Source organism: Mycobacterium sp. E1214, from assembly GCF_001666755.1.
Classification (GTDB): Bacteria; Actinomycetota; Actinomycetes; order Mycobacteriales; family Mycobacteriaceae; genus Mycobacterium.
The window spans coordinates 1-21579 of sequence record NZ_LZJC01000131.1 but is presented as its reverse complement, the minus strand read 5'-3'; the positions used below and the strand labels follow the sequence as shown (position 1 = coordinate 21579).

Here is a 21579-nt window from a genome sequence, read left to right as displayed (position 1 = left end):
GCTGCCGCCGCGCATCGTCGCGGACCTGGGCGCCGCCGTGCGGCTGGCCCGTCGCCGCTACTCCTCCTACACCCCCAACCCGGCCGACGGCGGCCGGTCGGGCCTGCTGATCGAGGCGGGGGGCGCCAACCTCGCCGAAGCGTTCGCCGCTGTGGGCGCTCCTGGAGACGCCCGGGGCTTCGCCGACTTCTACCGGCGCTGCGAACTGGTGACGCGACGCCTCTGGCCGACGCTGCTCGAGCCGCTGCCCACCCGCGCGCAGGCCCGCCGCCGCGTGGTCGAGGGCGGTGACCCGCAGGCCGCGGCCGCGTGGCGGGCGTTGGTCGAACGGCCGATCGGGCACGCCATCGCCGAGGCGGTCGGCGACGACCTGGCCCGCGGTGTCGTCGCGACCGACGCGCTCATCGGCACCTTCGCCCGCCTCGACGAGCCGTCGCTGATCCAGAACGTCTGTCTGCTGTATCACCTGATCGGCGGCGACTGGGACGTCCCCGTCGGCGGGATGGGCGCGCTCAGCGCGGCGCTGGCCGCCGCGGCCACCGGCCACGGCGCCGACATCGTCACGGGCGCGCAGGTGTGCGCGGTCGACCCCGGCGGCGACGTGCGGTACCGGATCGGCGACGACGAGCACCGGGTGACGACGCGGTTCGTGCTGGCCGGCGTCACCCCGACGGTCCTGGCGGGCCTGCTGGGCGAGCAACCCGCGCCGCGCGCCGACGGGGCGCAGGTCAAGGTCAACATGGTGCTGCGCCGACTGCCGCGGTTGCGCGACGGCGCGGTCACGCCCGAACAGGCCTTCGCCGGAACGTTCCACGTCAACGAGACCTACACGCAGCTGGACGCGGCGTACTCGCGGGCCGCCGCGGGCCTGGTGCCCGAACCCGTCCCGTGCGACGCCTATTGCCACTCGCTGAGTGACCCGAGCATCCTCTCGGCACAGCTGCGGGCCGCCGGCGCGCACACGATGACCGTGTTCGGCCTGCACACCCCGCACGCGTTGTTCGGCGCCGCCGACCCCGAGGCGCTGCGCGACCGCTTGACCGGCTCGGTGCTGGCGTCGCTGAATTCGGTTCTGGCCGAACCGATTCAGCCGTTGCTGCTGCCCGACGCGCAGGGCCGGCCGTGCATCGAGACCACCACCACCCACGACCTGGAGCGGACGCTGCGGATGAGCGGTGGCCACATCTTCCACGGCGGCCTGGCCTGGCCGTTCGCCGACGCGGACGAACCGTTGGATACGCCGGCCCGGCGGTGGGGCGTGGCCACCGCGCACGACCGGGTGCTGCTGTGCGGGTCAGGCGCCCGCCGCGGCGGGGCGGTCTCGGGCGTCGGCGGACACAACGCCGCGATGGCGGTGCTGGCCTCGCTGTGACGGCCCGCTGGTGTCAGCGGGATTCGATGCCGTTGTAGTCGCGCTCGGTGTAGCCGGTGTAGATCTGGCGTGGGCGGCCGATCTTGCTGTCGCCCTCGTCGTGCATCTCGCGCCAGTGCGCGATCCAGCCCGGCAGCCGGCCCAACGCGAACAGCACCGTGAACATCCGGGTGGGGAACCCGAGGGCCCGGTAGATCAGCCCGGTGTAGAAGTCGACGTTCGGGTAGAGCTTGCGCTCGACGAAGTAGTCGTCGGTCAGCGCCTTCTCCTCCAGCTCCTTGGCGATGTTGAGCAGGTCGTCGTCGCCGCCGAGCTTGGCCAGGATCTTGTCGGCCTGCTCCTTGACGATCCGGGCGCGCGGGTCGTAGTTCTTGTAGACCCGGTGACCGAAGCCCATCAGCTTGACGCCGGCCTCGCGGTTCTTGACCTTGCGGACGAACTCGCCGACGTCGTCGCCGCTCTCGCGGATCTGCTCGAGCATCTCCAACACGGCCTGGTTGGCGCCGCCGTGCAGCGGACCCCACAGCGCGTTGATGCCGCCGGAGATCGAGGTGAACAGGTTGGCCCGCGACGAGCCCACCAGCCGCACGGTCGACGTCGAACAGTTTTGCTCGTGGTCGGCGTGCAGGATGAACAGCATGTCCAGGGCCCGCACGATCTCCGGGTCGGCCTCGTAGGGCTCGGCGGGCAGGCCGAACGTCATCCGCATGAAGTTCTCGACGAGGCTCAGGGAGTTGTCCGGGTAGAGGAACGGCTGCCCGATCGACTTCTTGTAGGCGTAGGCCGCGATGGTGGGCAACTTGGCCAGCAGCCGCGTGGTCGACAACTCGACCTGGCCGTGGTCCATCGGGTCGAGTGCGTCCGGGTAGTAGGAGCTCAGCGCGTTCACCACGCTGGACAGCACGGGCATCGGGTGGCAGTTGGGCGGGAAGCCGTCGAAGAACCGCTTGAGGTCCTCGTGCAGCATCGTGTGCCGCTCGATGCGGTGGGTGAACTGCTCCAGTTCCTGCTTGTTCGGCAGCTCGCCGTAGATCAGCAGGTAGCTGACCTCGATGAACGTCGACTTCTCGGCCAGCTGCTCGATCGGGTAGCCCCGGTACCGCAGGATCCCGGCGTCGCCGTCGATGTAGGTGATGGCGCTCTTGGTGGAAGCCGTGTTGACGAAGCCGTTGTCGAACGTGGTGTAGCCGGTCTTGGACAACAGCGAGCCCAGCGCGATGCCGTCAGCTCCCTCGGTGGCTTTGACGATCTCCAGATCGATCTCACCGCCCGGGTACTTCAAAGTGGCGGTGTCATCGGTGTCGGCCACGAGAACCCCTTTGCGCTTCATCGCTGATATGGCTGCCTGACTTGGTGCTTACTGCAAAAGGTAGTCGTTCTGGCGGCGGGCCGCCCGCGCGGGGTCGGGTCTGCGAATTTCCTTAATCAATCATCAGGTGACCCGGTCGGGATCCTGGGAGTTCGCGACTTTCGGCACCCGATATCGGACGAACGCCGGGGCCGCCGCGGCGGCCGCCCCCAGCCCCAGGACCACCAACGCACCGCCCCCGGCGGCGGCGGCCGACGTCCCCACCACGGCGGCCGCGGCGCCGTGCACCGCGTCGGCCACCCGCGGGCCGCCCGCGACGACCACCGTGAACACGCCCTGCAGCCGCCCGACCAGGTCGTCGGAGGCCGCCTGCTGCAGGATCGTCTGCCGAAACGCCGCCGACACCATGTCCGCCGCGCCGCCGACGGCCAGGAACGCCAACGCCCCCCACAGCGCCGGTCCGGGCCGCCCGTGGGCCGTGCCGCTGACCGCGCCGAAGCCGACCATCGCCAGGCCCCACACCACGACGGAGGCCATGACCGCCAGCCCCTGGCGTCGGATCCGCGGCAGCCAGCCGGAGAACACCCCGCCGGCCACCGCCCCGACCGACATGGCAGCGGCCAGCAGCGCCATCGCCGAGCCGCCCTCGACGGGCCCGCCGAAGCTTTGGTGCGCCAGCTGGGGGAACAGCGCCCGCGGCATGCCGAAGATCATGGCGATCAGGTCCACCACGAACGACATCAGCACGACGGTGTTGCCGGCCAGATAGCGGAACCCCTCGATGACGGCGGCCACGCCCCACCGCGACGCGCCGCGGTCCTGCTCCGGTTCGGTCGGCGGCATCGGCGCGAGCCGGAACGTCGCCCAGATCGGGGCGAGGCAGGTCACCGTGTCGATCAGGTACAGCGCCGACAGGTCGACCCAGCTGAGCAGCAGGCCGGCCAGCAGCGGGCCCGCGATCGCCCCGAACTGGGTGACGGTCATGTTCAGCGCGTTGGCCGCCGGCAGCTGCTCGCCGGGCAGCATCCGCGGGATGGCCGCCGAGCGGGTCGGCGAGTTCACGCTGAAGAACGCCTGTTGAAAGGACAGCAGCCCCAGCACCGCCCACACGTTGTTCAGCGCGAGGGCGGCCTGCAGCCAGAGCAGCAGCGAGGCCAGCGCCAGCCCGCACGACGTGACGATGAGCAGCCGGCGCCGATCCATGGCGTCGGCCCAGGCGCCGCCCAAAAGGCCGAACACCACCAGCGGCACCAGCGCGAACAGCCCGGCGAGCCCGACGTAGGCCGAGTTCTCGGTGAGGGCGTAGATCTGGACCGGGACCGCGAAGATGGTCAGGTTGCCGCCGATGACGGTCGGGACGCCCGCCAACCACAACCGGCGAAACTCCGGGGCCCGCAGCGGTGTGGTGTCCGCGAAAAGCCGCACCACGCCCGAGCCCCCCGTTCCCGCCCCGCGTGCGGGGCGCTCATCAGTGGGCCGCCGCGGGCCCCCGCCCAGTGTGACTGACCCCGCGGCGCGCCCGCGCGGCGGCGCTCAGCCGTCCAGCTCGAACAGCTGCGCGGCGTTGTCGTGCAACACCTTTCGCAGCCACGCGTCGTCGATGCCGGGCAGCCGCGTCAACACCAGCATCGCGTCGAGGAACCCGTGCGGGATGTTAGGGAAGTCGCTGCCGAACAGGATGCGGTCGGCGTGCGCCCGCAGCCGCCCGTACTCCGACGCGGGGAACGGCATGGTCTCCTCCATGAACGGGGTGAACGCCATGGTGGTGTCCAGCCGGACCTCGTCGTGCCGGTCGGCGAGGTCGAGGAAGTCGGCGTATTCGGGCATGCCCAGGTGGGCGATGACCAGCCGCAGGCGGGGATGGCGGGTCAGCAGCGCCGCGACGGGCTCCGCGCCGGTGTACTCGCCGGGCACCGGGCCCGAGCCGCAGTGGATGACGACCGGCAGGCCGGCGTCCTCGATGACACCCCAGGCGCCGTCGAGCAGCGGGTCGGTGGGGCTGTACCGCCCGACCTGGATGTGCGCCTTGACGACGCGCGCGCCGGACTCGACGGCCTCGCGGACGTAGTCCTCGGCGCCGGGCTCGGGGTACAGCGTGGCGGTGTGCAGGCAGTCGGGGGTGGCGTCGGCGAAGGCCTTGGCCCATTGGTTCAGCCACGCCGCCATCTGCGGTTTGTGCGGGTAGACCAGCGACGTGAAGGCGCGGACCCCGAAGGCCCGCAGCGTGCCGAGGCGCTGCTGTTCGTCGGTGCGGTAGGCGATCGGCCACGGCCGCCCGACCAGCGGGCCGGCGTCGTCGAAGTATTTCCACACCTTGTCCATGACCGGCTTGGGCATGAAGTGGGTGTGCACGTCGACGACGCCGGGCAGCCCGAGTGACTGCCAAAGCGCGCGCACCTGTTGCGTCTCGTCCATCACGGCTCAAGCTAGCCGAGGCGGGTCCGCTAGGGCTGCAGCCGCTCGACCCGCCCGCCGACGACCCGGATGCGGTTGTGCAACCGGTTCTCCCGCCCCTGCCAGAACTCCACCGACTCGGGGGCGATGAGGTAGCCGCCCCAGCCGGGCGGCACCGGAACAGCGTCGGTGCCGACGAAGCGGGCGGTGACCTGCGCCAGCTGGTCGAGCAGGGCCTCGCGGGACGCGATCGGCTGGGATTGGTGCGACGCCCACGCGCCCAGCTGCGATCCGCGGGGCCGCTTGGACCAGTAATCCTCGGTCTGTTGGGCGCTGACCTTGGTCACCGGCCCGCGGACGTGCACCTGCCGGCCGAGCAGGTACCACGGAAACGTCGCCGACGCGTACGGGGTCGACGCCAGGTCCGCCCCCTTCGCCGAGTCGTAGTTGGAGAAGAACGTGATCCCGGACTCGTCGACGCTCTTGCACAGCACGGTGCGGCTGGCGGGCCTGCCGTCGGACACGGTGGCGAGCACCATCGCGTTGGGCTCGGCGACCCCGGCCTGCTCGGCGTCGCGAATCCAGCTGCGCAGCAACGCGACCCAGCCGCCGTCGAGCCAATCCGCGTCGAGGTCCGGACTGCCGTCCTTTTCCACCGATCCGTATTCCACACGCATTCTCTGCAGGTGATCGCTGCCCGTTTCGGGGTCCGGTCCGGCCATCGCGCCAACGCTACCGGTGCTTGCTACCGGCCGGTAGCATCGCCCCGAGCAGGGGGTGCAAGAATTTTCCCATGACCGTAGTACCCGAAAACTTCGTCGCCGGCCTCGAAGGCGTGGTGGCGTTCACCACCGAGATCGCCGAGCCCGACAAGGACGGCGGCGCCCTGCGCTACCGCGGTGTCGATATCGAGGACCTGGTGGGCCAGCAGGTCACGTTCGGCGACGTCTGGGCACTGCTGGTCGACGGCAAATTCGGTCGCGGGCTGCCCCCCGCCGAGCCGTTCCCGCTGCCCATTCACACCGGCGACGTGCGCGTCGACGTGCAGGCGGGCCTGGCGATGCTCGCCCCGATCTGGGGCTACAAGCCCCTCCTCGACACCGACGACGGCACCGCGCGCGACCAGTTGGCCCGCGCCTCGGTGATGGCGTTGTCCTACGTCGCCCAGTCCGCCCGCGGCATCTATCAGCCGGCCGTTCCGCAGCGGGTGATCGACGAATGTGCCACGGTGACAGCGCGTTTCATGACGCGCTGGCAGGGTGAACCCGACCCCAGGCACGTCGAGGCCATCGACGCCTACTGGGTGTCCGCCGCCGAGCACGGGATGAACGCCTCGACCTTCACCGCGCGGGTGATCGCCTCGACCGGCGCCGACGTGGCCGCGTCGCTGTCCGGGGCGATCGGCGCGATGAGCGGCCCGCTGCACGGCGGGGCGCCGGCGCGGGTGCTGCCGATGATCGAAGAGGTGGAGCGCACCGGCGACGCGCGCGCCCTGGTCAAGAAGATCCTGGACAGCGGCGACAAGCTGATGGGCTTCGGGCACCGCGTGTACCGCGCCGAGGACCCGCGGGCGCGGGTGCTGCGCGCGACCGCCGAGCGGCTCGGTGCGCCGCGCCACGAGGTAGCGGTCGCGCTGGAGCAGGCCGCCCTCGCCGAGCTGCGCGAGCGCCGCCCGGATCGGGCCATCGAGACCAACGTCGAGTTCTGGGCCGCGGTGATCCTGGACTTCGCCCAGGTGCCGGCCACCATGATGCCGGCGATGTTCACCTGCGGGCGCACCGCCGGGTGGTGCGCCCACATCCTGGAGCAGAAGCGGCTCGGCAAGCTGGTCCGCCCGTCGGCCATCTACGTCGGACCGGGCCCGCGCAAGCCCGAAGAGGTCGAGGGCTGGGAGCGCGACCTCGCCCACGTCTGAGGCGCGCGGCCGGCCGGTCAGCCGATCAGCCGGGACAGCAGCCCGCGCCGCGGCGGCGGTGTCGGCTCGGCGGTGGCCGCGACCGCCAGCATGTCGGCGATATCGGTGAATTTGTTGCGGGGCCGGCCGTCGCCGCGCGCGATCTCGGCGGCGTCGATGGCGCGCCACCCGGCCGCGTCGACGACCTCGGGCCGGCGCGCCCGCACCAGCGCCTCCAGGGCGCCGGGGTCGGGCGCCGGGTCGGCCAGCTTGCCGTCGTTGAAATCGGCCACCAACCGTTGCACCGTCTGCAGTGAGCAGGATTTGTTCGTGCCGATGAACCCGCTCGGCCCGCGCTTGATCCAGCCCGCGACGTAGGCGCCCGGCACCGCGGCCCCGGTGGCCGGGTCGATCACGCGGCCCCCCTCGTTGGGCACCACGGCCGCGGCGTCGTCGAATGGCAGGTCACGAATTGGCTTGCCGCGGTAGCCGATTGACGTCAGCACCAGGCCCGCCTCGATTCGGCGGGTCTCCGCGGTGCCGGTGCGCGTGAACTCCACACCGGTGGCTCGGTCGGCGCCCAGGATGCGGTGCGGGGTCAGCTGATAGGCCAGGATGAGCCGCGGCCGCGACGGCGGCGCCGAGTCGTCGCCGAGCGTGCTCAAGATTTGCAGCTTGCGCGTGACCAGCGGGTCGGTCGCCGCCGCGAGGTCGGCCGCCACCAGCGCATGGTCGGCCGCGCTCAGCACCACCTCGGCCGTGCCCGTGAGGCCGATCAGCTCGGGCAGCGTGAACGCCGAGTGCGCGGGCCCGCGCCGGGCGGCGACCACCACCTCGCGCACCGCCGAACCGCGCAGCGCCGCCAGGGCGTGGTCGGCGATGTCGGTGCCGGCCAGGGCGTCCGGATCGGCGGTGAGGACCCGCGCCACGTCCAGGGCGACGTTGCCGTTGCCGACCACCACCACCCGCTCGTGGCCGAGATCGACTGGTAGCTGGGCGAATTCGGGGTGCCCGTTGATCCAGGCGACCAGCTCCGTGGCGGTCCCGGTGCCCGGCAAACCCATGCCCTGGATGCTCAGCCTGCGGTCGTCGGGCGCCCCGACGGCATACAGCACGGCGTGGTGGTGGGCCAGCAGGTCCGCGTGGGTCAGGTGGTTGCCGACCTCGACGTTGAGGAAGAAGCGGAACCCGCGGTGCTCGGCGACCCGGTCGAACAACCGGGTGACGCGCTTGGTGTTCGGGTGATCCGGTGCAACCCCCGCGCGAACCAGTCCGTAGGGCGTGGGGAGTTTCTCGAAGACGTTGACCCGCACGCCTTTCTGCGTGAGCAGCTCGTCGGCGGCGTACATGGCCGCGGGTCCGGAACCCACCACGGCCACGGTCAGCGGCCCCCGCCGGGGCCGCACCTCGGCGGCCGGGAGCACCGCGGCCAGCTTGGAGGTGGGCGGCAGCTTCACGCCCTCGGGACGCTTCGGGTAGAAGGAGGCGTTGATCTCGACGAACGGCAGCTGCTTGGCATCCAATCGGCTGTCGGGCGCGATGGCCCCCACCGGGCAGGCGCTCACGCAGGCACCACAGTCCACGCAGGCGACCGGGTCGATGTAGAGCATCTCCGAGGTGGCGAACCCCGGCTCGTCCGGCGTCGGGTGGATGCAGTTGACCGGGCACGCGAAGACACAGGACCCGTCGTTACAGCACGACTGGGTGATCACATGCGGCATAGCCGATTTCCCGTGCGCCCTAAGCGGCCGGCGCGGCGGCCAGGTGCTGGCGTTGCGGCTCGCTGCGGTACCGCGACGGCTTGCCGTCGATCTTGCACAGCTTCCACATCAACCGCGCCGAGCGAGTCTCCATCAGGCCGGTGTCGTAGGCCAGCATCCGCACGTCACCGAACATGTCGCTCAACCACTTCCGCGACTCCGGCGACCGGAAGAACAGTTCCTTCTTGACCTCGCGCGGGATGTCGAACTCCTGCCAGAACTGCTTGGGCGGCACCACGATCGCGCGGCACAGCACCTTCATGGTCAGCGGCAGGTACAGCGCGGTCCAGAACCGCTGCCGCTTGGTCAGGTGCGGCAACCGCCTGCGCAGGAACTCGTGGGCGAACGAGATGTGCCGCGCCTCTTCGGCGACGTGGATCGCCATCACCCGCTCCATGATCGGGTGCAGCGACTTGCCTTCGCGCAGAATGTTTTTCTGCGTGTGGTCGATCGGCTCCTCGCCGGCCAGCACACCGATGAAGAAGGCCACCGGCAGCGGCCCGGCCACCAGGGGCACCAGCGGCGAGAGCCACTTCAGGCGCCGGGGCATGCCCGGCACGTCGGCGCCGATGCGGTTGACCATCTCCTGGAACATCAGCGTGTGGTTGCACTCTTCGACGGATTCGTGCAGGCAGTAACGGTATTCGGGGGAGCCGTTGGGCACCCAGAACGTGTAGTTCATCAGGCCGCGGATCAGGATGGACTCGAAGTGCAACCCCACCTTGGCGACGTTCGCCTGCCGCCACATGCCGATCTTGATCTTGCGCTCGTCGGGCTGCGCGAGGTACCAGGGGTGCCTTCCCAGCGGGTCGGTCTGCGGCAGGATCCACCGCGGATCGTTCTCGGTGACGGCGAATTCGGGGGAATCCCAGTGAATGTCGGTGTAGGGGTTGAAGTTACGGCGCACCGACCCCTCGGACAGGGTGGCGAGAGTGTTCACGTATTCCGTGTCGTCGCGCACCTCCATGTTGCGGCGCCAGCGTCGAACGAGTCGCGTCCTAGCCATCTTCAGTCCTCCCCAACGAGGTTTACATTTGGCCTTGCTATGTCCAGACAGTACCGCAGGTACCGGATATGTTCCAGGGCCCTCTTCGCCATGTGACCTGACCGGCGGTCACGAAATTTCTATGCCCTGGATCACACCGGACGAAACTTTCGGCGTCCGCGACGGACCGGCGAGACGGGCCGCCACACCGCCCGTTCAGGTCGGCTCACTACCCTGGGGAGCATGGCTGACCAGCTCGAGATCCCCGCAGACATCAAACCCCGCGACGGCCGCTTCGGGTGTGGCCCGTCGAAGGTGCGGCCCGAACAGTTGCAGGCGCTGACCAGCACCGCCGCCCCGCTGTTCGGCACCTCGCACCGGCAGGCCCCGGTGAAGAACCTGGTGGGCCGCGTGCGCAAGGGCCTCGCCGAGCTGTTCGCCGTGCCCGACGGGTACGAGGTGATCCTCGGCAACGGCGGCGCGACGGCCTTCTGGGACGCCGCGGCGTTCGGGTTGATCGACAAGCGCTCGCTGCACCTGTCCTTCGGCGAGTTCAGCTCGAAGTTCGCCGCCGCCGTCGCTGGCAACCCGTTCGTCGGTGACCCGGTCGTCATCAAGGCCGACGCGGGCAGCGCGCCCGCGCCGCAGGGCGACCCGTCGGTCGACGCCATCGCCTGGGCGCACAACGAGACGTCGACCGGCGTCGCGGTGCCGGTCCGCCGTCCCGCCGATGCCGGCGACGCCCTGGTCCTCATCGACGCCACCTCCGGGGCGGGCGGGCTGCCCGTGCAGATCGCGGAGACCGACGCCTACTACTTTTCTCCGCAGAAGAACTTCGCCAGCGACGGTGGCCTGTGGCTGGCCATCCTCAGCCCCGCGGCGCTGGACCGGGTCCGCGCGATCGCCGAGTCGGGCCGGTGGGTGCCCGACTTCCTCTCCCTGCCCATCGCGGTCGAGAACAGCCTCAAGGACCAGACCTACAACACCCCGGCGGTCGGCACCCTGGCGCTGATGGCCGAGCAGGTCGACTGGCTGCTGGGCAACGGCGGCCTGGACTGGGCGGTCAAGCGCACGGCCGACTCCTCGCAGCGGTTGTACTCCTGGGCACAGGACCGGTCCTTCACCACGCCGTTCGTCGCCGACCCCGCCCTGCGATCGCAGGTGGTGGGCACCGTCGACTTCGTCGACGACGTCGACGCGGCGGCCGTCGCCAAGACGCTGCGGGCCAACGGCATCGTCGACACCGAGCCGTACCGCAAACTCGGCCGCAACCAATTGCGGGTGGGCATGTTCCCCGCCGTCGACCCCGACGACGTCAGCGCCCTGACGCAGTGCATCGACTGGGTCGTCGAGCGGCTCCACTAGCCAGCAACCGTCCCTTGACCGCCCAGCGTGTCAGGACCGGCGAACGGCCGGGGCTGGGCTAAAGTGCGGACCTGACGGGTCCGTCGCCGACCTGCACGGAGCCTGCGAGGAGAAACCATGCGGGAACTCAAAGTGGTGGGGCTCGACGCCGACAGCAAATACCTGATCTGCGAGGGCGACGGCCCCGAGGAGCGGTTCAGGCTGAAGGCCGACGACGAACTGCGGACCGTCCTGCGCGGCGAGAAAAAGTACCCCGAGCAACCGCAGCTCGAGATAGAAGTCACCAACATGCTCAGCCCCAAAGAGATTCAGGCGAAGATTCGTGCCGGCGCGTCCGTCGAACAGGTCGCCGCGGCGTCGGGCTCGGAGCTTTCCCGGGTGCGCCGCTTCGCGCACCCGGTGCTGCTGGAACGGTTCCGCGCCGCGGAGCTGGCAACGGCCGCGCATCCCATGCTGGCCGACGGCCCCTCGGTGCTGACCCTGCTCGAGACCGTCAGCGCCGCCTTCGTGACCCGCGGGCTCGATCACGACAAGCTCAGCTGGGACGCCTGGCGCAACGAGGACAATCGCTGGACCGTTCAACTCGCCTGGAAGGTGGGCCGGTCGGACAACCTGGCGCACTTCTCGTTCAGCCCCGGCGCCCATGGCGGGACCGTCACGGCGATCGACGACGCCGCCAGCGCGCTGATCGACCCGGACTTCGAGCAGCCCCTGCGGCCGGTGGCGCGGGTCGCCCACGTCGATTTCCAGGAACCGGCGGTCGCGCCGGCGCCGGCGGCGGCCGCGCCGGACGAGAAGCCCGTGCACTCGCGTCGCGGCAAGCCCGTCATCCCGGCGTGGGAGGACGTGCTGCTCGGCGTGCGCTCCGGCGGGCAGCGCTAGCCGCGGCTGGCGGCGGCCAGGGCGAACAGCGCGAGCCAGGCGCCCGCCACACCCACGCCGGCGCCCAGCACGAACCAGCGCAGCACCGGCGTGCGGCGCCATCCCCACAACGTCGGCGCCAATCCCCCGGCGGCCACGACGTTGAGCCCGACGGCCAGCAGCGGGTGCACCCGGATCAGCCCGAGGCTGAGCACGACGACCGCGGCGCCGGTGACGGCCGCGACGAAGGCCGCCACCGTCAAACCCGTTGCCCAGGGAACGGACTCGGTCTTCATCCGCGGAAGCCTAACCCGACGCGACGTCGGTCACGCGGGCCCGTTCGTAGAACGCCAGCGCCGCCGCTGTCGCGACGTTGAGCGAGTCGGTGCCGCGCGCCATCGGGATGCGCACCAGCACGTCGCTGGATCGCAGCGTGGCCGGCGTCAGGCCCGGCCCCTCGGCGCCCACCAACACGGCCACCCGCCCATCGCGCGCCGCCGTCATCGCCTCCGCCAACGCGCAGGCGGTGGGCCGCGGGGTCATCGCCAGCAGCCGAAACCCGTTGTCGCGCAGCGTTTCCAAGGCTTCGGGCCACCGCGTCGCCCGGGCGTAGGGCACCAGCAGCGCGTGACCCATCGACACTCGCACGGCGCGCCGGTACAGCGGGTCGGCGCAGCCGCTGCCGAAGACCACCGCGTCGACGCCCAGCCCGGCGGCGTTGCGGAAGATCGAGCCGAGGTTCTCGTGGTCGTTGACGCCTTCGAGGACCGCGACGGTGCGGGCGCCGTCGAGGACCTCATCGACGCCGAGCTCGGGCGGTCGCCGCGCGGCCGCCAGCACGCCCCGGTTGAGGTGGAACCCGATCGCCCGCGCCATCACGTCGGCCGACGCCCGGTAGTACGGAATTCCGGTGCCCGCCAAGTCGTCCCGCAGTTCGGCGAGCCGCCGGTCGGTGCCCAGCAGGGCGTGCGGGTCGAACCGCGAGGCCAGCATCCGCTGGACCACGAGCACGCCCTCGGCGATCACCAGGCCCTTGCCCGAGGGGAGATCGGGTCGGCGGTCGACGCTGTTGAGGTCGCGGAAGTCGTCGAGCCTGGGGTCGTCGGGGTCGTCGACGTCCGCCACGTTCAGGCCGTCGGTCCCGTCGCTCACGGGCCTTCGTCGACCAACGCCAGCATCAGGTCGGCCGCGCTGCGCAGGACGTCGCGCTGATCGCTGTCCAGCGTCGCCAGCCGCTTGGCCAGCCACTCCTGACGGGCCCGCCGGGTGGCCTTGACCAGCTCGGCGCCGGATTCGGAGACCGAGACCAGCACCTGCCGGCCGTCGACCGGGTGCGGCGCGCGGTCCACCAGCCCCATGTCGGCCAGCGAGGCGATGACCCGCGTCATCGACGGCGGCCGCACCCGTTCACGGATCGCTAGGGCACCGGGCGTCATCGGGCCCTCGTTGGTCAGCATCGCCAGCGCGGACAGCTGGGACAACGACACCGGCGACGAGGGATTGCGGAACCGCAGTTGGCGCGCCAACCGCATGACAGCCAGTGACAGGTCGCTGGCCAGCCGCGCATCGCTGTCAGGCATGGCGCGAGGGTACACGCAAGCCTGCGGGATCGTGATACGAAACGGTGAACGACGGGCTTCGCGCCGCGCCGGTGTGCCACGGCTGTGCGCCGCGGCGACAATCACCGAAACGCTCAGCAGCCGCACCGATCCCGCGCGGCGGCGGCGGGCGCGGCGGGCTATGTTGGTCGCGATGCCCGCAGATTCCGATCGCCCGCGCGAGGCGCCGCCCCTGCCCGCGGCGCTGCTCAACGTGTGGCCGTTCATCGGCCTCGGCGCGGTGGGCTGGCTGGTCGCCACGGCGGCCGCGTTCCTGGTGCCGAGCCTGCAGAGCTGGCGGCCGCTGACGCTGGCGGGGCTGGGCGTCGGGGTGCTCGGCACCAGCATCTTCCTGTGGCAGCTGGCCGCGGCCCGCCGCGGCGCGCGCGGTGCGCAGGCCGGCCTGGAGAACTACCTCAGGCGCGAGTAGCCCGCGGGCGTCAGCCCTGGGGGTCGGGCGGCTGCGGCGCGTCCGGCGTCGGCTCGCCGTGGGGCTGCTCCGGCTCGGGCGCTGCGGGCGTTTCCTGCGCCGCCGGCTCGGCCGGCTCGGGCGCTGCGGGCATTTCCGGCGCGGCGGCCTCACCCGGCTCGGGCGCTGCGGGCGTTTCCGGCGCGGCGGCCTCACCCGGCTCGGGCGCTGCGGGCGTTTCCTGCGCGGCGGCATCCCCGGGCTCGGCCGGCGGCGGGCCGGCCGTCACCTCGAGGACTCCGTCGTCGTAGGGCTCGTACGCCGGCGAACCGGTGCCCGCGGGCGCCGGCGTGTCCGAGTGCGCGCCGCAGCCGTACTGCTTGTCGACGATGTGCCCGTCGGCCGACAGCTCGTTGCCGCACACCCCGAACATCGCGCCGAGCGAGCCCGACAGCGGCAGGAAGAAGCCGCAGTCGCGGCACACCCGCTTCGTGGACCGGGCCATCGGCGAGTCGGGGCCGTATTCGCCGGTGTGCCAGCGCTCGGCGGCCTCCGACCGGCCCCAGCTGCTCATCACCCAGCGCCGGCCCAGCCCCACCTCGGCGGCGGTCTCGTCGACCTGCGGGTCGCCGCTGGCGGTGTAGCCGGGAACCAGGCGGGGGTCGTCGGCGGCCGGGGCGAGCAGGTCGCCGGGGCTCAGGTCGCCGGGACGGACCCGCTGGTCCCAGGGCACCCACTCCGGCGCCAGCAGCGCCGTCGGGCCAGGGATCAGCACCACTTCGCTGATGGTGGCGTGGTCGGCGCCGGGGTAGGCGGCCACCACCACGGCCCACTGCCAGCCCTGGTAGCCCGGCAGGTGCGCCAGGAACCGGTGGGTCGCGGTGGTCGGGTCCTCGTAGTCGACGCCCAGGTAATCGCCGACCGTCTCGCCGCCGCTGTACTCCTCGATGGCGGCCCGGGCCTGTTCTTCCGCACCCCTGAGCACCGCGGCCAACCCCTCGGGCCACTCGGCCACGGTCGCCACGGCGGATTCCTCGTCGGGTCCGGTCACGCTCTCCCCTTCCTGCAGTGCGGTTCCAATACTAGGTTGGCGTGCCACACCCGGTTGCCTGCAGACGCCAGGAGCCCGCATGGGGGAGAATCGGGGCGTGTCTGGACGGCGGCAACACGATCCCGGCCGGGTGGCCTCCAACCCGGGCCGCCGGTCCCCCGACGGGGCCGCCAACCGTCATCCGGGAACGGCCAATTACCCCGCCGACGAGGACGCCCACCGGCGGCCGCGGCGGTCCGCTCCGACGCCGAGCGCCAACCGCTACCTGCCGCCGCTCGGGCAGCAGCCGGCGCCCGAGCGCGGCAGCGCGCCCCCGCGGGAAGCGGCCGCGAGCGAACGGATCACGGTCACCCGGGCGGCGGCGCAGCGCAGCCGCGAAATGGGTTCGCGGATGTACTGGATGGTGCAGCGGGCCGCGACCGCCGACGGCGCCGACAAATCCGGGCTCACCGCGCTCACCTGGCCGGTGGTGGCGAACTTCGCGGTCGACGCCGCCATGGCCGTCGCGCTGGCCAACACGTTGTTCTTCGCCGCGGCGACCGGCGAAAGCAAGGGCCGGGTCGCCCTGTACCTGCTGATCACCATCGCCCCGTTCGCGGTGATCGCCCCCCTGATCGGTCCGGCGCTGGACCGGCTGCAGCACGGGCGCCGGGTGGCGCTCGCCGCGTCGTTCGCGCTGCGCACCGCCCTGGCGCTGGTGCTGATCCTCAACTACGACGGCGCCAGCGGCAGCTACCCGTCGATGGTGCTGTACCCCTGCGCGCTGGCGATGATGGTGTTCTCTAAGTCGTTCAGCGTGCTGCGCAGCGCGGTGACGCCCCGGGTGATGCCACCGACCATCGACCTGGTCCGGGTCAACGCCCGGCTGACCATGTTCGGCCTGCTCGGCGGCACCATCGCGGGCGGGGCCATCGCGGGCGGGGTGGAATTCGCCGGCACCCACCTGTTCAAGCTGCCGGGCGCGCTGTTCGTCGTGGTCGCGGTGACGGTGGCCGGCGCCCTGCTGTCCATGCGGATCCCGCGGTGGGTCGAGGTGACCGCCGGTGAGGTGCCGGCCACCCTGAGCTACCGCCAGGACGACGAGCCGCGCCGCAGCGGGTGGCAGGAGGTCAAGAAGGTCAGCGGCACGCTGCGACAACCGTTGGGCCGCAACATCATCACCTCACTGTGGGGTAACTGCACCATCAAGGTCATGGTCGGCTTTCTGTTCCTGTATCCGGCGTTCGTCGCCAAGGCGCACCAGTCCAGCGGCTGGGCCCAGGTCGCGATGCTCGGCATGATCGGCGCCGCGGCCGGCATCGGCAACTTCGCCGGCAACTTCACCAGCGCGCGCCTCAAGCTGGGCCGCCCGGCCGCACTGGTGGTGCGCTGCACGGTGGCCGTCAGTGCCGTCGCGCTGGCGGCGTCGGTCGCCGGTAATCTCACGGTGGCCGTGATCGCCACGCTCGTCACCTCCGGCTCCAGCGCGATCGCCAAGGCCTCGCTGGACGCCTCGTTGCAGAACGACCTGCCCGAGGAGTCGCGGGCGTCGGGGTTCGGGCGCTCGGAGTCGACCTTGCAGTTGGCCTGGGTGTTGGGTGGCGCGCTGGGTGTGATGGTCTACACGGAACTGTGGGTCGGGTTCACCGCGGTCACCGCGTTGCTGATTCTCGGCCTGGCGCAGACGCTGGTCAGCTTTCGCGGCAACTCGCTGATCCCGGGACTGGGAGGTAACAGGCCGGTGATGGTCGAGCAGGAGGGTGTGCGCCGCGGCGCCAAAGGCGCGGCGGCGGTTGCGGAGTGAGGCGCGGCCTGGCCGTGCTGCTCGCCGGCCTGTTGATCCTGTCGTGCGTCGCCGCCGGCGTGGGCACCTGGCTGCTGGTGCGCGACCGTGGTCCGGATCGCCCTGAGATCAGCGCGTATTCGCACGGGCACCTGACCCGGGTGGGGCCCTACCTCTATTGCAACGTGCTCAACCTCGACGACTGCCAGACGCCGCAGGCGCAGGGCGAGCTGAGGGTCACCGAGCGGTATCCGGTGCAGCTGTCGGTGCCCGACGCGATCTACCGGGCGCCGTGGCGGCTGCTGCAGGTGTACGAGGATCCCGCCAACACCACCAGCACGATCTTCCGGCCGAACACCCGGTTCGCGGTGACCATCCCCTCGGTGGACCCGCACGGCGGCCGGCTGACGGGCATCGTCGTGCAGTTGCTGACGCTGGTGGTGGACCCCGCCGGCGAGCTGCGCGAGGCCCCGCACGCGGAATGGTCGGTGCGGGTTAGCTTCTGACGGCCCGGCTCAGGCGCCGTGGCCGGGCTCGACCCGCTCCCCCGGCACCGGTGGGCCGGGCGGCGTGCCGTCACCGAAAGGCCTGCCGCCCAACGCCTCTCGTCCGTGTTCGGTCAACCAGCCGCCCAGCTCCGGGCCCTTCGGGACGATGCCGGTCGGGTTGATGTCGGCATGCACGATGTAGTAGTGCTGCTTGATCTGGACGAAGTCGACGGTGTCGCCGAAGCCCGGCGTCTGGAACAGGTCGCGCGCGTACGCCCACAGCACCGGCATCTCGGTCAATGTGGTTCTGTTGCACTTGAAGTGGCCGTGATACACCGGGTCGAAGCGCACCAGCGTGGTGAACAGCCGCACGTCGGCCTCGGTAATGGTGTCGCCCACCAGGTAGCGCTGGCCGGCGAGGCGCTCGCTCACCCAGTCCAGCGCCGTGAACAGACGGTCGTAGGCCGCCTCGTAGGCGTCCTGCGACCCGGCGAAGCCGCAGCGGTACACGCCGTTGTTGATCTCGGTGTAGACCCGCTGGTTCACCTCGTCAATCTCGGCGCGCAGCGGTTCGGGATACAGCGCGGGCGCGCCGTCGCGGTGATACCGGCTCCACTCGGTGGACAGGTCGATGGTCAGCTGCGCGAAGTCGTTGGTCGCCACCGCCCCGCTCGGCACGTCGACGAGCGCCGGAACGGTGATGCCCTTGGCGTAGTCGGGAAAGCGCTTGAAGTAGGCGTCCTGCAGCCGCGGGATCTGCAGAACCGGGTCGACACCGCCCGGATCGAGGTCGAACGTCCAACTCCGCTCGTCGTGGGTGGGTCCGCAAAACCCAATGGAGAGAACGTCTTCCAGGCCGAGCAGCCGACGGACGATGATGGCGCGGTTGGCCCACGGGCACGCGCGGGCGACGATCAGCCGGTACCGGCCGGGCTCGACCGGGTACCCGTCGCGCCCGTCGGCGGTGACGCGGCTGGCGATGTAGTTGGTGTCGCGGGTGAACTCACCCGTCCCGGCTACGTAGGCGGCCATGGTGACGATTGTGCCCCACCGCCGCGCCGGGCTAGGCGTCCAGCTCCCGGGCGACCGCCCGCACCACCTCGGAAACCCGGCGCGCCGTCTTGCGGTCGGGGTAGCGCCCCTTGCGCAGCTCGGGCTGCACGGTGCTCTCCAACAGGGTGATCATGTCCTCGACCATGCCGTGCAGCTCGTCGGGGCTGTGCTTGTGCTCGGCGGGAGCCTCGCGCCGCGTCTTGGTCAGGCTGGGCGGCGGTTCAATCAGCTTGAGGCTCAACGCCTGCGGCCCGCGTCGCCCGGAAGCGATGCCGAATTCCACGCGCTGGCCCGCCTTGAGCCCCTCGACGCCGGCCGGCAACGCCGAAGAACGGACGTAGACGTCTTCGCCGTCCTCTTGCGACAGGAAGCCAAACCCCTTGTCGGCGTCGTACCACTTAACCTTGCCGGTCGGCACTGGTCTCACCTGCTTGTCTGACGGATCACTAGAATGGGCAACACAATAAGCGTCCCGCCTGCGCAGGACGCCGTGATGAAGTTTGATCCTACTCGGCGGCTCGCTCCAGGAGCACCCCCGTGGTGCGTCACTCGGTAGGCTGGGCAGTACCCGTGGAGGTGACATGCGCCTGATCCTGAACATCATCTGGCTGGTATTCGGCGGCCTCTGGATGGCGCTCGGATACCTGGTCGCGGCGCTGATCAGTTTCTTGCTGATCGTCACCATCCCGTTCGGCTTCGCGTCGCTGCGCATCGCCGCCTACGCCCTGTGGCCGTTCGGGCGCACGATCGTGGACAAGCCGACCGCGGGCACCGGCACCCTGATCGGCAACGTCGTCTGGGTGGTGCTGTTCGGGGCGTGGCTGGCGATCGGCCATCTGCTCAGTGCGGCCGCGATGGCGGTGACCATCGTCGGGATTCCGTTGGCGCTGGCCAACCTGAAACTGATCCCGGTCTCGTTGATGCCGTTGGGCAAACAGATCGTCGCCGTCGACCCGCCCCACTACGCGTCGGTGGCCGCATGACGCTGACGACGCTGGGCGTCCCCGTGGTGCCGAGCCGCCTCGGCGGCTCGCCGGGCCCGGGCGCGGCGCCGGCGAGCGGGCCGCTGCTGGACAGCTACGGGCGGGTCGCCACCGACCTGCGCATCTCGCTCACCGACCGCTGCAATCTGCGGTGCAGCTACTGCATGCCGGCCGAAGGGCTGGACTGGTTGCCCGGCGAGCACCTGCTCCGCTCCGACGAGCTGGCCCGGCTCATCACGATCGCGGTGACCCGCCTGGGCGTCACCGGTGTGCGGTTCACCGGTGGCGAGCCGTTGCTGGCCCGCCATCTCGAGACGGTGGTGGCGGCGGCGGCCGCACTGCGGCCGCGCCCGGAGATCTCGTTGACCACCAACGGCGTGGGCTTGGCGCGTCGGGCGGCCGGACTCGCCCGAGCGGGCCTGAACCGCGTGAACGTCTCACTCGACAGCGTGAACCGGCGCCACTTCGCCGCCATCACCCGCCGCGACCGGCTGGCCGACGTGCTGGCGGGCCTGGCGGCCGCCCGGGAGGCGGGGCTCACGCCGGTCAAGGTCAACGCGGTGCTGGACCCGGTCACCGGCCGCGACGACGTCGTCGAGCTGCTGCGGTTCTGCCTGGACCACGGCTACCAGCTGCGGGTCATCGAACAGATGCCGTTAGACGCCGGCCATCACTGGCGACGGGACGCCGCGCTCACCGCCGACGACGTGCTGGCGGCGCTGCGCCCGCACTTCCGGTTGCGGCCCGATCCGGCTCCGCGCGGATCGGCCCCCGCCGAGCTGTGGCTCGCCGACACGGGCCCGGGCACGCCGGGCGGGAAGTTCGGCGTCATCGCGTCGGTCTCGCACGCCTTCTGCTCGACCTGCGACCGCACCCGGCTCACAGCCGACGGACAGATCCGCAGCTGCCTGTTCTCGGCGCAGGAGACCGATCTGCGGGGAATGCTGCGCGACGGGAGCCCCGACGAGGCGATCGAGGCGGCCTGGCGCGCGACGATGTGGCGTAAGCCCGCCGGCCACGGCATCAACGACCCGGGCTTCGTCCAGCCGGACCGGCCGATGAGCGCGATCGGTGGCTAGCCCGGCCGACGCCGGCCCGGAGGGCATCGCGGTGACCGTGCGCTACTTCGCGGCGGCGTGCGCGGCCGCGGGGTCGGAGAGCGAGACGCTGACGCTGCGGCCCGGCACCACGGTGGCAGAACTCGTGGAGCGCTTGGCCGCCCGCGGCTCGCGGCTGGCCGCCGTCTTGAGCCGATGCTCGTATCTGTGCGACGGCATCGCGGTCCGTGACGAGACCGCCCCGTTGCGCGGCGGTAACACGATCGACGTCTTACCCCCCTTCGCGGGTGGGTAATCCTGTGACATATCTCACGTAACGGAAGGATAACGGCGCGATCACGCCTCGGTCTCGCGTGCGATGACCTGCGCAAAGTCCGTGCCCTCCTGCGGTTTTCGCAGATGGCCGAGAGGGAAACGCCGGGTTTCCCAAGACGTGACGAGACCAACGGAAACCGTTACCGTCTCCCAAGGCTCGCCAAGCCAACCGATTTGGCGGCCTCCCCGCCTGTCGCGCCGAGCTCCATCCAATAGGCGGGGGACACCGACCCACATGGATGGAGACGGGGGACCCACCGGTCCACCGTGACCGGACCGGGGCCGCTCGCGGCCCCTTGGGGTGAAGCCCGCACCGTCTCGCGACGGCGCAGGCCGGGTGGCCTCTCCGACCCGAACCCGACAGCTGACCTCGCAGGCGCGTGACGAGAGAGGAACATATCGGCGCCTATGAGTGGACGTCACCGTAAACCCAGCAGTTCAAACATCAGCGTCGCCAAGATCGCCGTCACCGGCGCGGTTCTCGGTGGCGGCAGCGTCGCCATGGCGGGTCAGGCCTTCGCGGCCACCGATGGCGAATGGGATCAGGTTGCCCGTTGTGAGTCCGGCGGAAACTGGGGAATCAACACCGGCAACGGTTATCACGGAGGCGTGCAGTTCAGCGCCAGCACTTGGGCCGCCCACGGCGGCGGCCAATTCGCGCCGTCGGCCGAGCTGGCCAGCAAGGAACAGCAGATCGCCGTCGCCGAGCGGGTCCTGGCGACGCAGGGCCGCGGCGCGTGGCCCGTCTGCGGTGGGCCCCTGTCCGGCCCCACCCCGCGCGAGGTCCCGGCCCCGGCGGGCCTGGACGCGCCGCTCGACGCGCCCGGCATGAACGGGCTGCCCGCGCCGTTGGCGCCGCCGCCCTCGTTGTTGTAGTAGCCGGGCGTGCATTCGCGATCGAACGCGCTGTTGTCGATCGCGT

The 21579-nt window shown here is 71.2% G+C and carries 21 protein-coding genes, 2 pseudogenes and 1 riboswitch; of the genes and pseudogenes, 11 read left to right on the top strand and 12 right to left on the bottom strand.

Going from position 1 to position 21579, the window contains the following annotated elements:
• Window positions 1-1372: NAD(P)/FAD-dependent oxidoreductase (locus tag A5700_RS18460; protein ID WP_068204919.1), on the top strand; the 1372-nt coding region annotated here is incomplete at its 5' end.
• Between the two features lie 13 nt (window positions 1373-1385).
• On the opposite strand, the gene A5700_RS18455 is transcribed toward A5700_RS18460, so the two are convergent.
• The 4 genes from A5700_RS18455 to pdxH all read right to left on the bottom strand — a co-directional run bounded on the left by A5700_RS18455 (window position 1386) and on the right by pdxH (window position 5752).
• Entirely contained in the window at window positions 1386-2681 is a 1296-nt protein-coding gene (locus tag A5700_RS18455) for a citrate synthase (protein WP_082959705.1), read from the bottom strand.
• A gap of 123 nt (window positions 2682-2804) precedes the next feature.
• Window positions 2805-4109, bottom strand: coding sequence for an MFS transporter (locus A5700_RS18450; protein WP_068065130.1), 1305 nt, complete (start codon window positions 4107-4109; stop codon window positions 2805-2807).
• Window positions 4110-4214: 105 nt separating this feature from the next.
• The gene (locus A5700_RS18445; RefSeq protein ID WP_068065128.1) at window positions 4215-5096 is read right to left on the bottom strand and encodes an amidohydrolase family protein; all 882 of its coding nucleotides are present in this window, start codon (window positions 5094-5096) and stop codon (window positions 4215-4217) included.
• Window positions 5097-5125: 29 nt separating this feature from the next.
• A complete protein-coding gene (gene pdxH, locus A5700_RS18440; RefSeq protein WP_197502711.1) occupies window positions 5126-5752 on the bottom strand; it encodes a pyridoxamine 5'-phosphate oxidase in 627 nt (208 codons plus the stop codon).
• Window positions 5753-5868: 116 nt separating this feature from the next.
• On the opposite strand from pdxH, the gene A5700_RS18435 reads away from it, so the two are divergent.
• Complete coding sequence (locus A5700_RS18435; RefSeq protein WP_068065120.1) at window positions 5869-6990, top strand: citrate synthase 2; 1122 nt, start codon at window positions 5869-5871, stop codon at window positions 6988-6990.
• A gap of 17 nt (window positions 6991-7007) precedes the next feature.
• Here the strand turns inward: A5700_RS18435 and A5700_RS18430 are convergent, their stop codons facing one another.
• Window positions 7008-8690: an FAD-dependent oxidoreductase gene (locus A5700_RS18430; RefSeq protein ID WP_068204916.1), complete on the bottom strand. Its 1683-nt coding sequence runs from the start codon at window positions 8688-8690 to the stop codon at window positions 7008-7010.
• 19 nt (window positions 8691-8709) lie between these two features.
• Window positions 8710-9735: a diiron oxygenase gene (locus A5700_RS18425; protein WP_068065111.1), complete on the bottom strand. Its 1026-nt coding sequence runs from the start codon at window positions 9733-9735 to the stop codon at window positions 8710-8712.
• Between the two features lie 222 nt (window positions 9736-9957).
• Here A5700_RS18425 and serC point away from each other — a divergent pair, with 222 nt between their 5' ends.
• Together serC and sepH are read left to right on the top strand one after the other, a co-directional pair.
• Window positions 9958-11079: a phosphoserine transaminase gene (gene serC / locus A5700_RS18420; RefSeq protein WP_068065108.1), complete on the top strand. Its 1122-nt coding sequence runs from the start codon at window positions 9958-9960 to the stop codon at window positions 11077-11079.
• A gap of 117 nt (window positions 11080-11196) precedes the next feature.
• Window positions 11197-11961 (top strand): septation protein SepH, encoded by a 765-nt coding sequence (gene sepH / locus A5700_RS18415; protein WP_068065105.1) that lies wholly within the window; start codon window positions 11197-11199, stop codon window positions 11959-11961.
• Here the strand turns inward: sepH and A5700_RS18410 are convergent.
• Genes A5700_RS18410 through A5700_RS18400 form a run of 3 tightly spaced genes read right to left on the bottom strand, consistent with a single transcriptional unit; the run spans window position 11958 to window position 13520 of the window.
• Window positions 11958-12236, bottom strand: coding sequence for a DUF2537 domain-containing protein (locus A5700_RS18410; RefSeq protein ID WP_068065102.1), 279 nt, complete (start codon window positions 12234-12236; stop codon window positions 11958-11960). The two genes, sepH and A5700_RS18410, sit on opposite strands and share 4 nt — an antisense overlap.
• Window positions 12237-12246: 10 nt before the next feature.
• Window positions 12247-13092, bottom strand: coding sequence for an RNA methyltransferase (locus A5700_RS18405; protein ID WP_068065096.1), 846 nt, complete (start codon window positions 13090-13092; stop codon window positions 12247-12249).
• Window positions 13089-13520, bottom strand: coding sequence for a MarR family transcriptional regulator (locus A5700_RS18400; protein WP_068065093.1), 432 nt, complete (start codon window positions 13518-13520; stop codon window positions 13089-13091). Before A5700_RS18400 ends, A5700_RS18405 begins: the two co-directional genes overlap by 4 nt.
• Window positions 13521-13692: 172 nt before the next feature.
• Here A5700_RS18400 and A5700_RS18395 point away from each other — a divergent pair, with 172 nt between their 5' ends.
• On the top strand, window positions 13693-13968 hold the full coding sequence (locus A5700_RS18395; RefSeq protein ID WP_068065142.1) for a DUF2530 domain-containing protein: 276 nt from the start codon (window positions 13693-13695) through the stop codon (window positions 13966-13968).
• Between the two features lie 253 nt (window positions 13969-14221).
• Here A5700_RS18395 and A5700_RS18390 read toward each other — a convergent pair.
• A pseudogene (locus tag A5700_RS18390) lies at window positions 14222-14998 on the bottom strand (DUF3027 domain-containing protein); the annotation flags it as partial.
• 130 nt (window positions 14999-15128) lie between these two features.
• On the opposite strand from A5700_RS18390, the gene A5700_RS18385 reads away from it, so the two are divergent.
• Both A5700_RS18385 and A5700_RS18380 read left to right on the top strand, forming a co-directional pair.
• The gene (locus tag A5700_RS18385; protein ID WP_197502710.1) at window positions 15129-16781 is read left to right on the top strand and encodes an MFS transporter; all 1653 of its coding nucleotides are present in this window, start codon (window positions 15129-15131) and stop codon (window positions 16779-16781) included.
• Window positions 16778-17266 (top strand): DUF2771 domain-containing protein, encoded by a 489-nt coding sequence (locus tag A5700_RS18380; RefSeq protein WP_068065089.1) that lies wholly within the window; start codon window positions 16778-16780, stop codon window positions 17264-17266. Before A5700_RS18385 ends, A5700_RS18380 begins: the two co-directional genes overlap by 4 nt.
• A gap of 9 nt (window positions 17267-17275) precedes the next feature.
• Here A5700_RS18380 and A5700_RS18375 read toward each other — a convergent pair whose 3' ends face one another.
• A complete protein-coding gene (locus tag A5700_RS18375) occupies window positions 17276-18280 on the bottom strand; it encodes a glutathione S-transferase family protein (protein WP_068065085.1) in 1005 nt (334 codons plus the stop codon).
• A 31-nt stretch (window positions 18281-18311) separates the two neighbouring features.
• On the bottom strand, window positions 18312-18719 hold the full coding sequence (locus A5700_RS18370) for a cold-shock protein (RefSeq protein WP_068065082.1): 408 nt from the start codon (window positions 18717-18719) through the stop codon (window positions 18312-18314).
• 163 nt (window positions 18720-18882) lie between these two features.
• Here A5700_RS18370 and A5700_RS18365 point away from each other — a divergent pair, with 163 nt between their 5' ends.
• The 4 genes and pseudogenes from A5700_RS18365 to A5700_RS18350 all read left to right on the top strand — a co-directional run.
• Window positions 18883-19284 (top strand): YccF domain-containing protein, encoded by a 402-nt coding sequence (locus A5700_RS18365; protein WP_068065077.1) that lies wholly within the window; start codon window positions 18883-18885, stop codon window positions 19282-19284.
• On the top strand, window positions 19281-20363 hold the full coding sequence (gene moaA, locus A5700_RS18360; protein ID WP_068065075.1) for a GTP 3',8-cyclase MoaA: 1083 nt from the start codon (window positions 19281-19283) through the stop codon (window positions 20361-20363). Before A5700_RS18365 ends, moaA begins: the two co-directional genes overlap by 4 nt.
• Window positions 20356-20637, top strand: coding sequence for a MoaD/ThiS family protein (locus A5700_RS18355; RefSeq protein ID WP_068065071.1), 282 nt, complete (start codon window positions 20356-20358; stop codon window positions 20635-20637). Before moaA ends, A5700_RS18355 begins: the two co-directional genes overlap by 8 nt.
• A gap of 206 nt (window positions 20638-20843) precedes the next feature.
• A riboswitch (cyclic di-AMP (ydaO/yuaA leader) is annotated at window positions 20844-21052 on the top strand.
• Window positions 21053-21065: 13 nt separating this feature from the next.
• A pseudogene (locus A5700_RS18350) lies at window positions 21066-21524 on the top strand (transglycosylase family protein); the annotation flags it as partial.
• Window positions 21525-21579 lie beyond the last annotated feature (55 nt).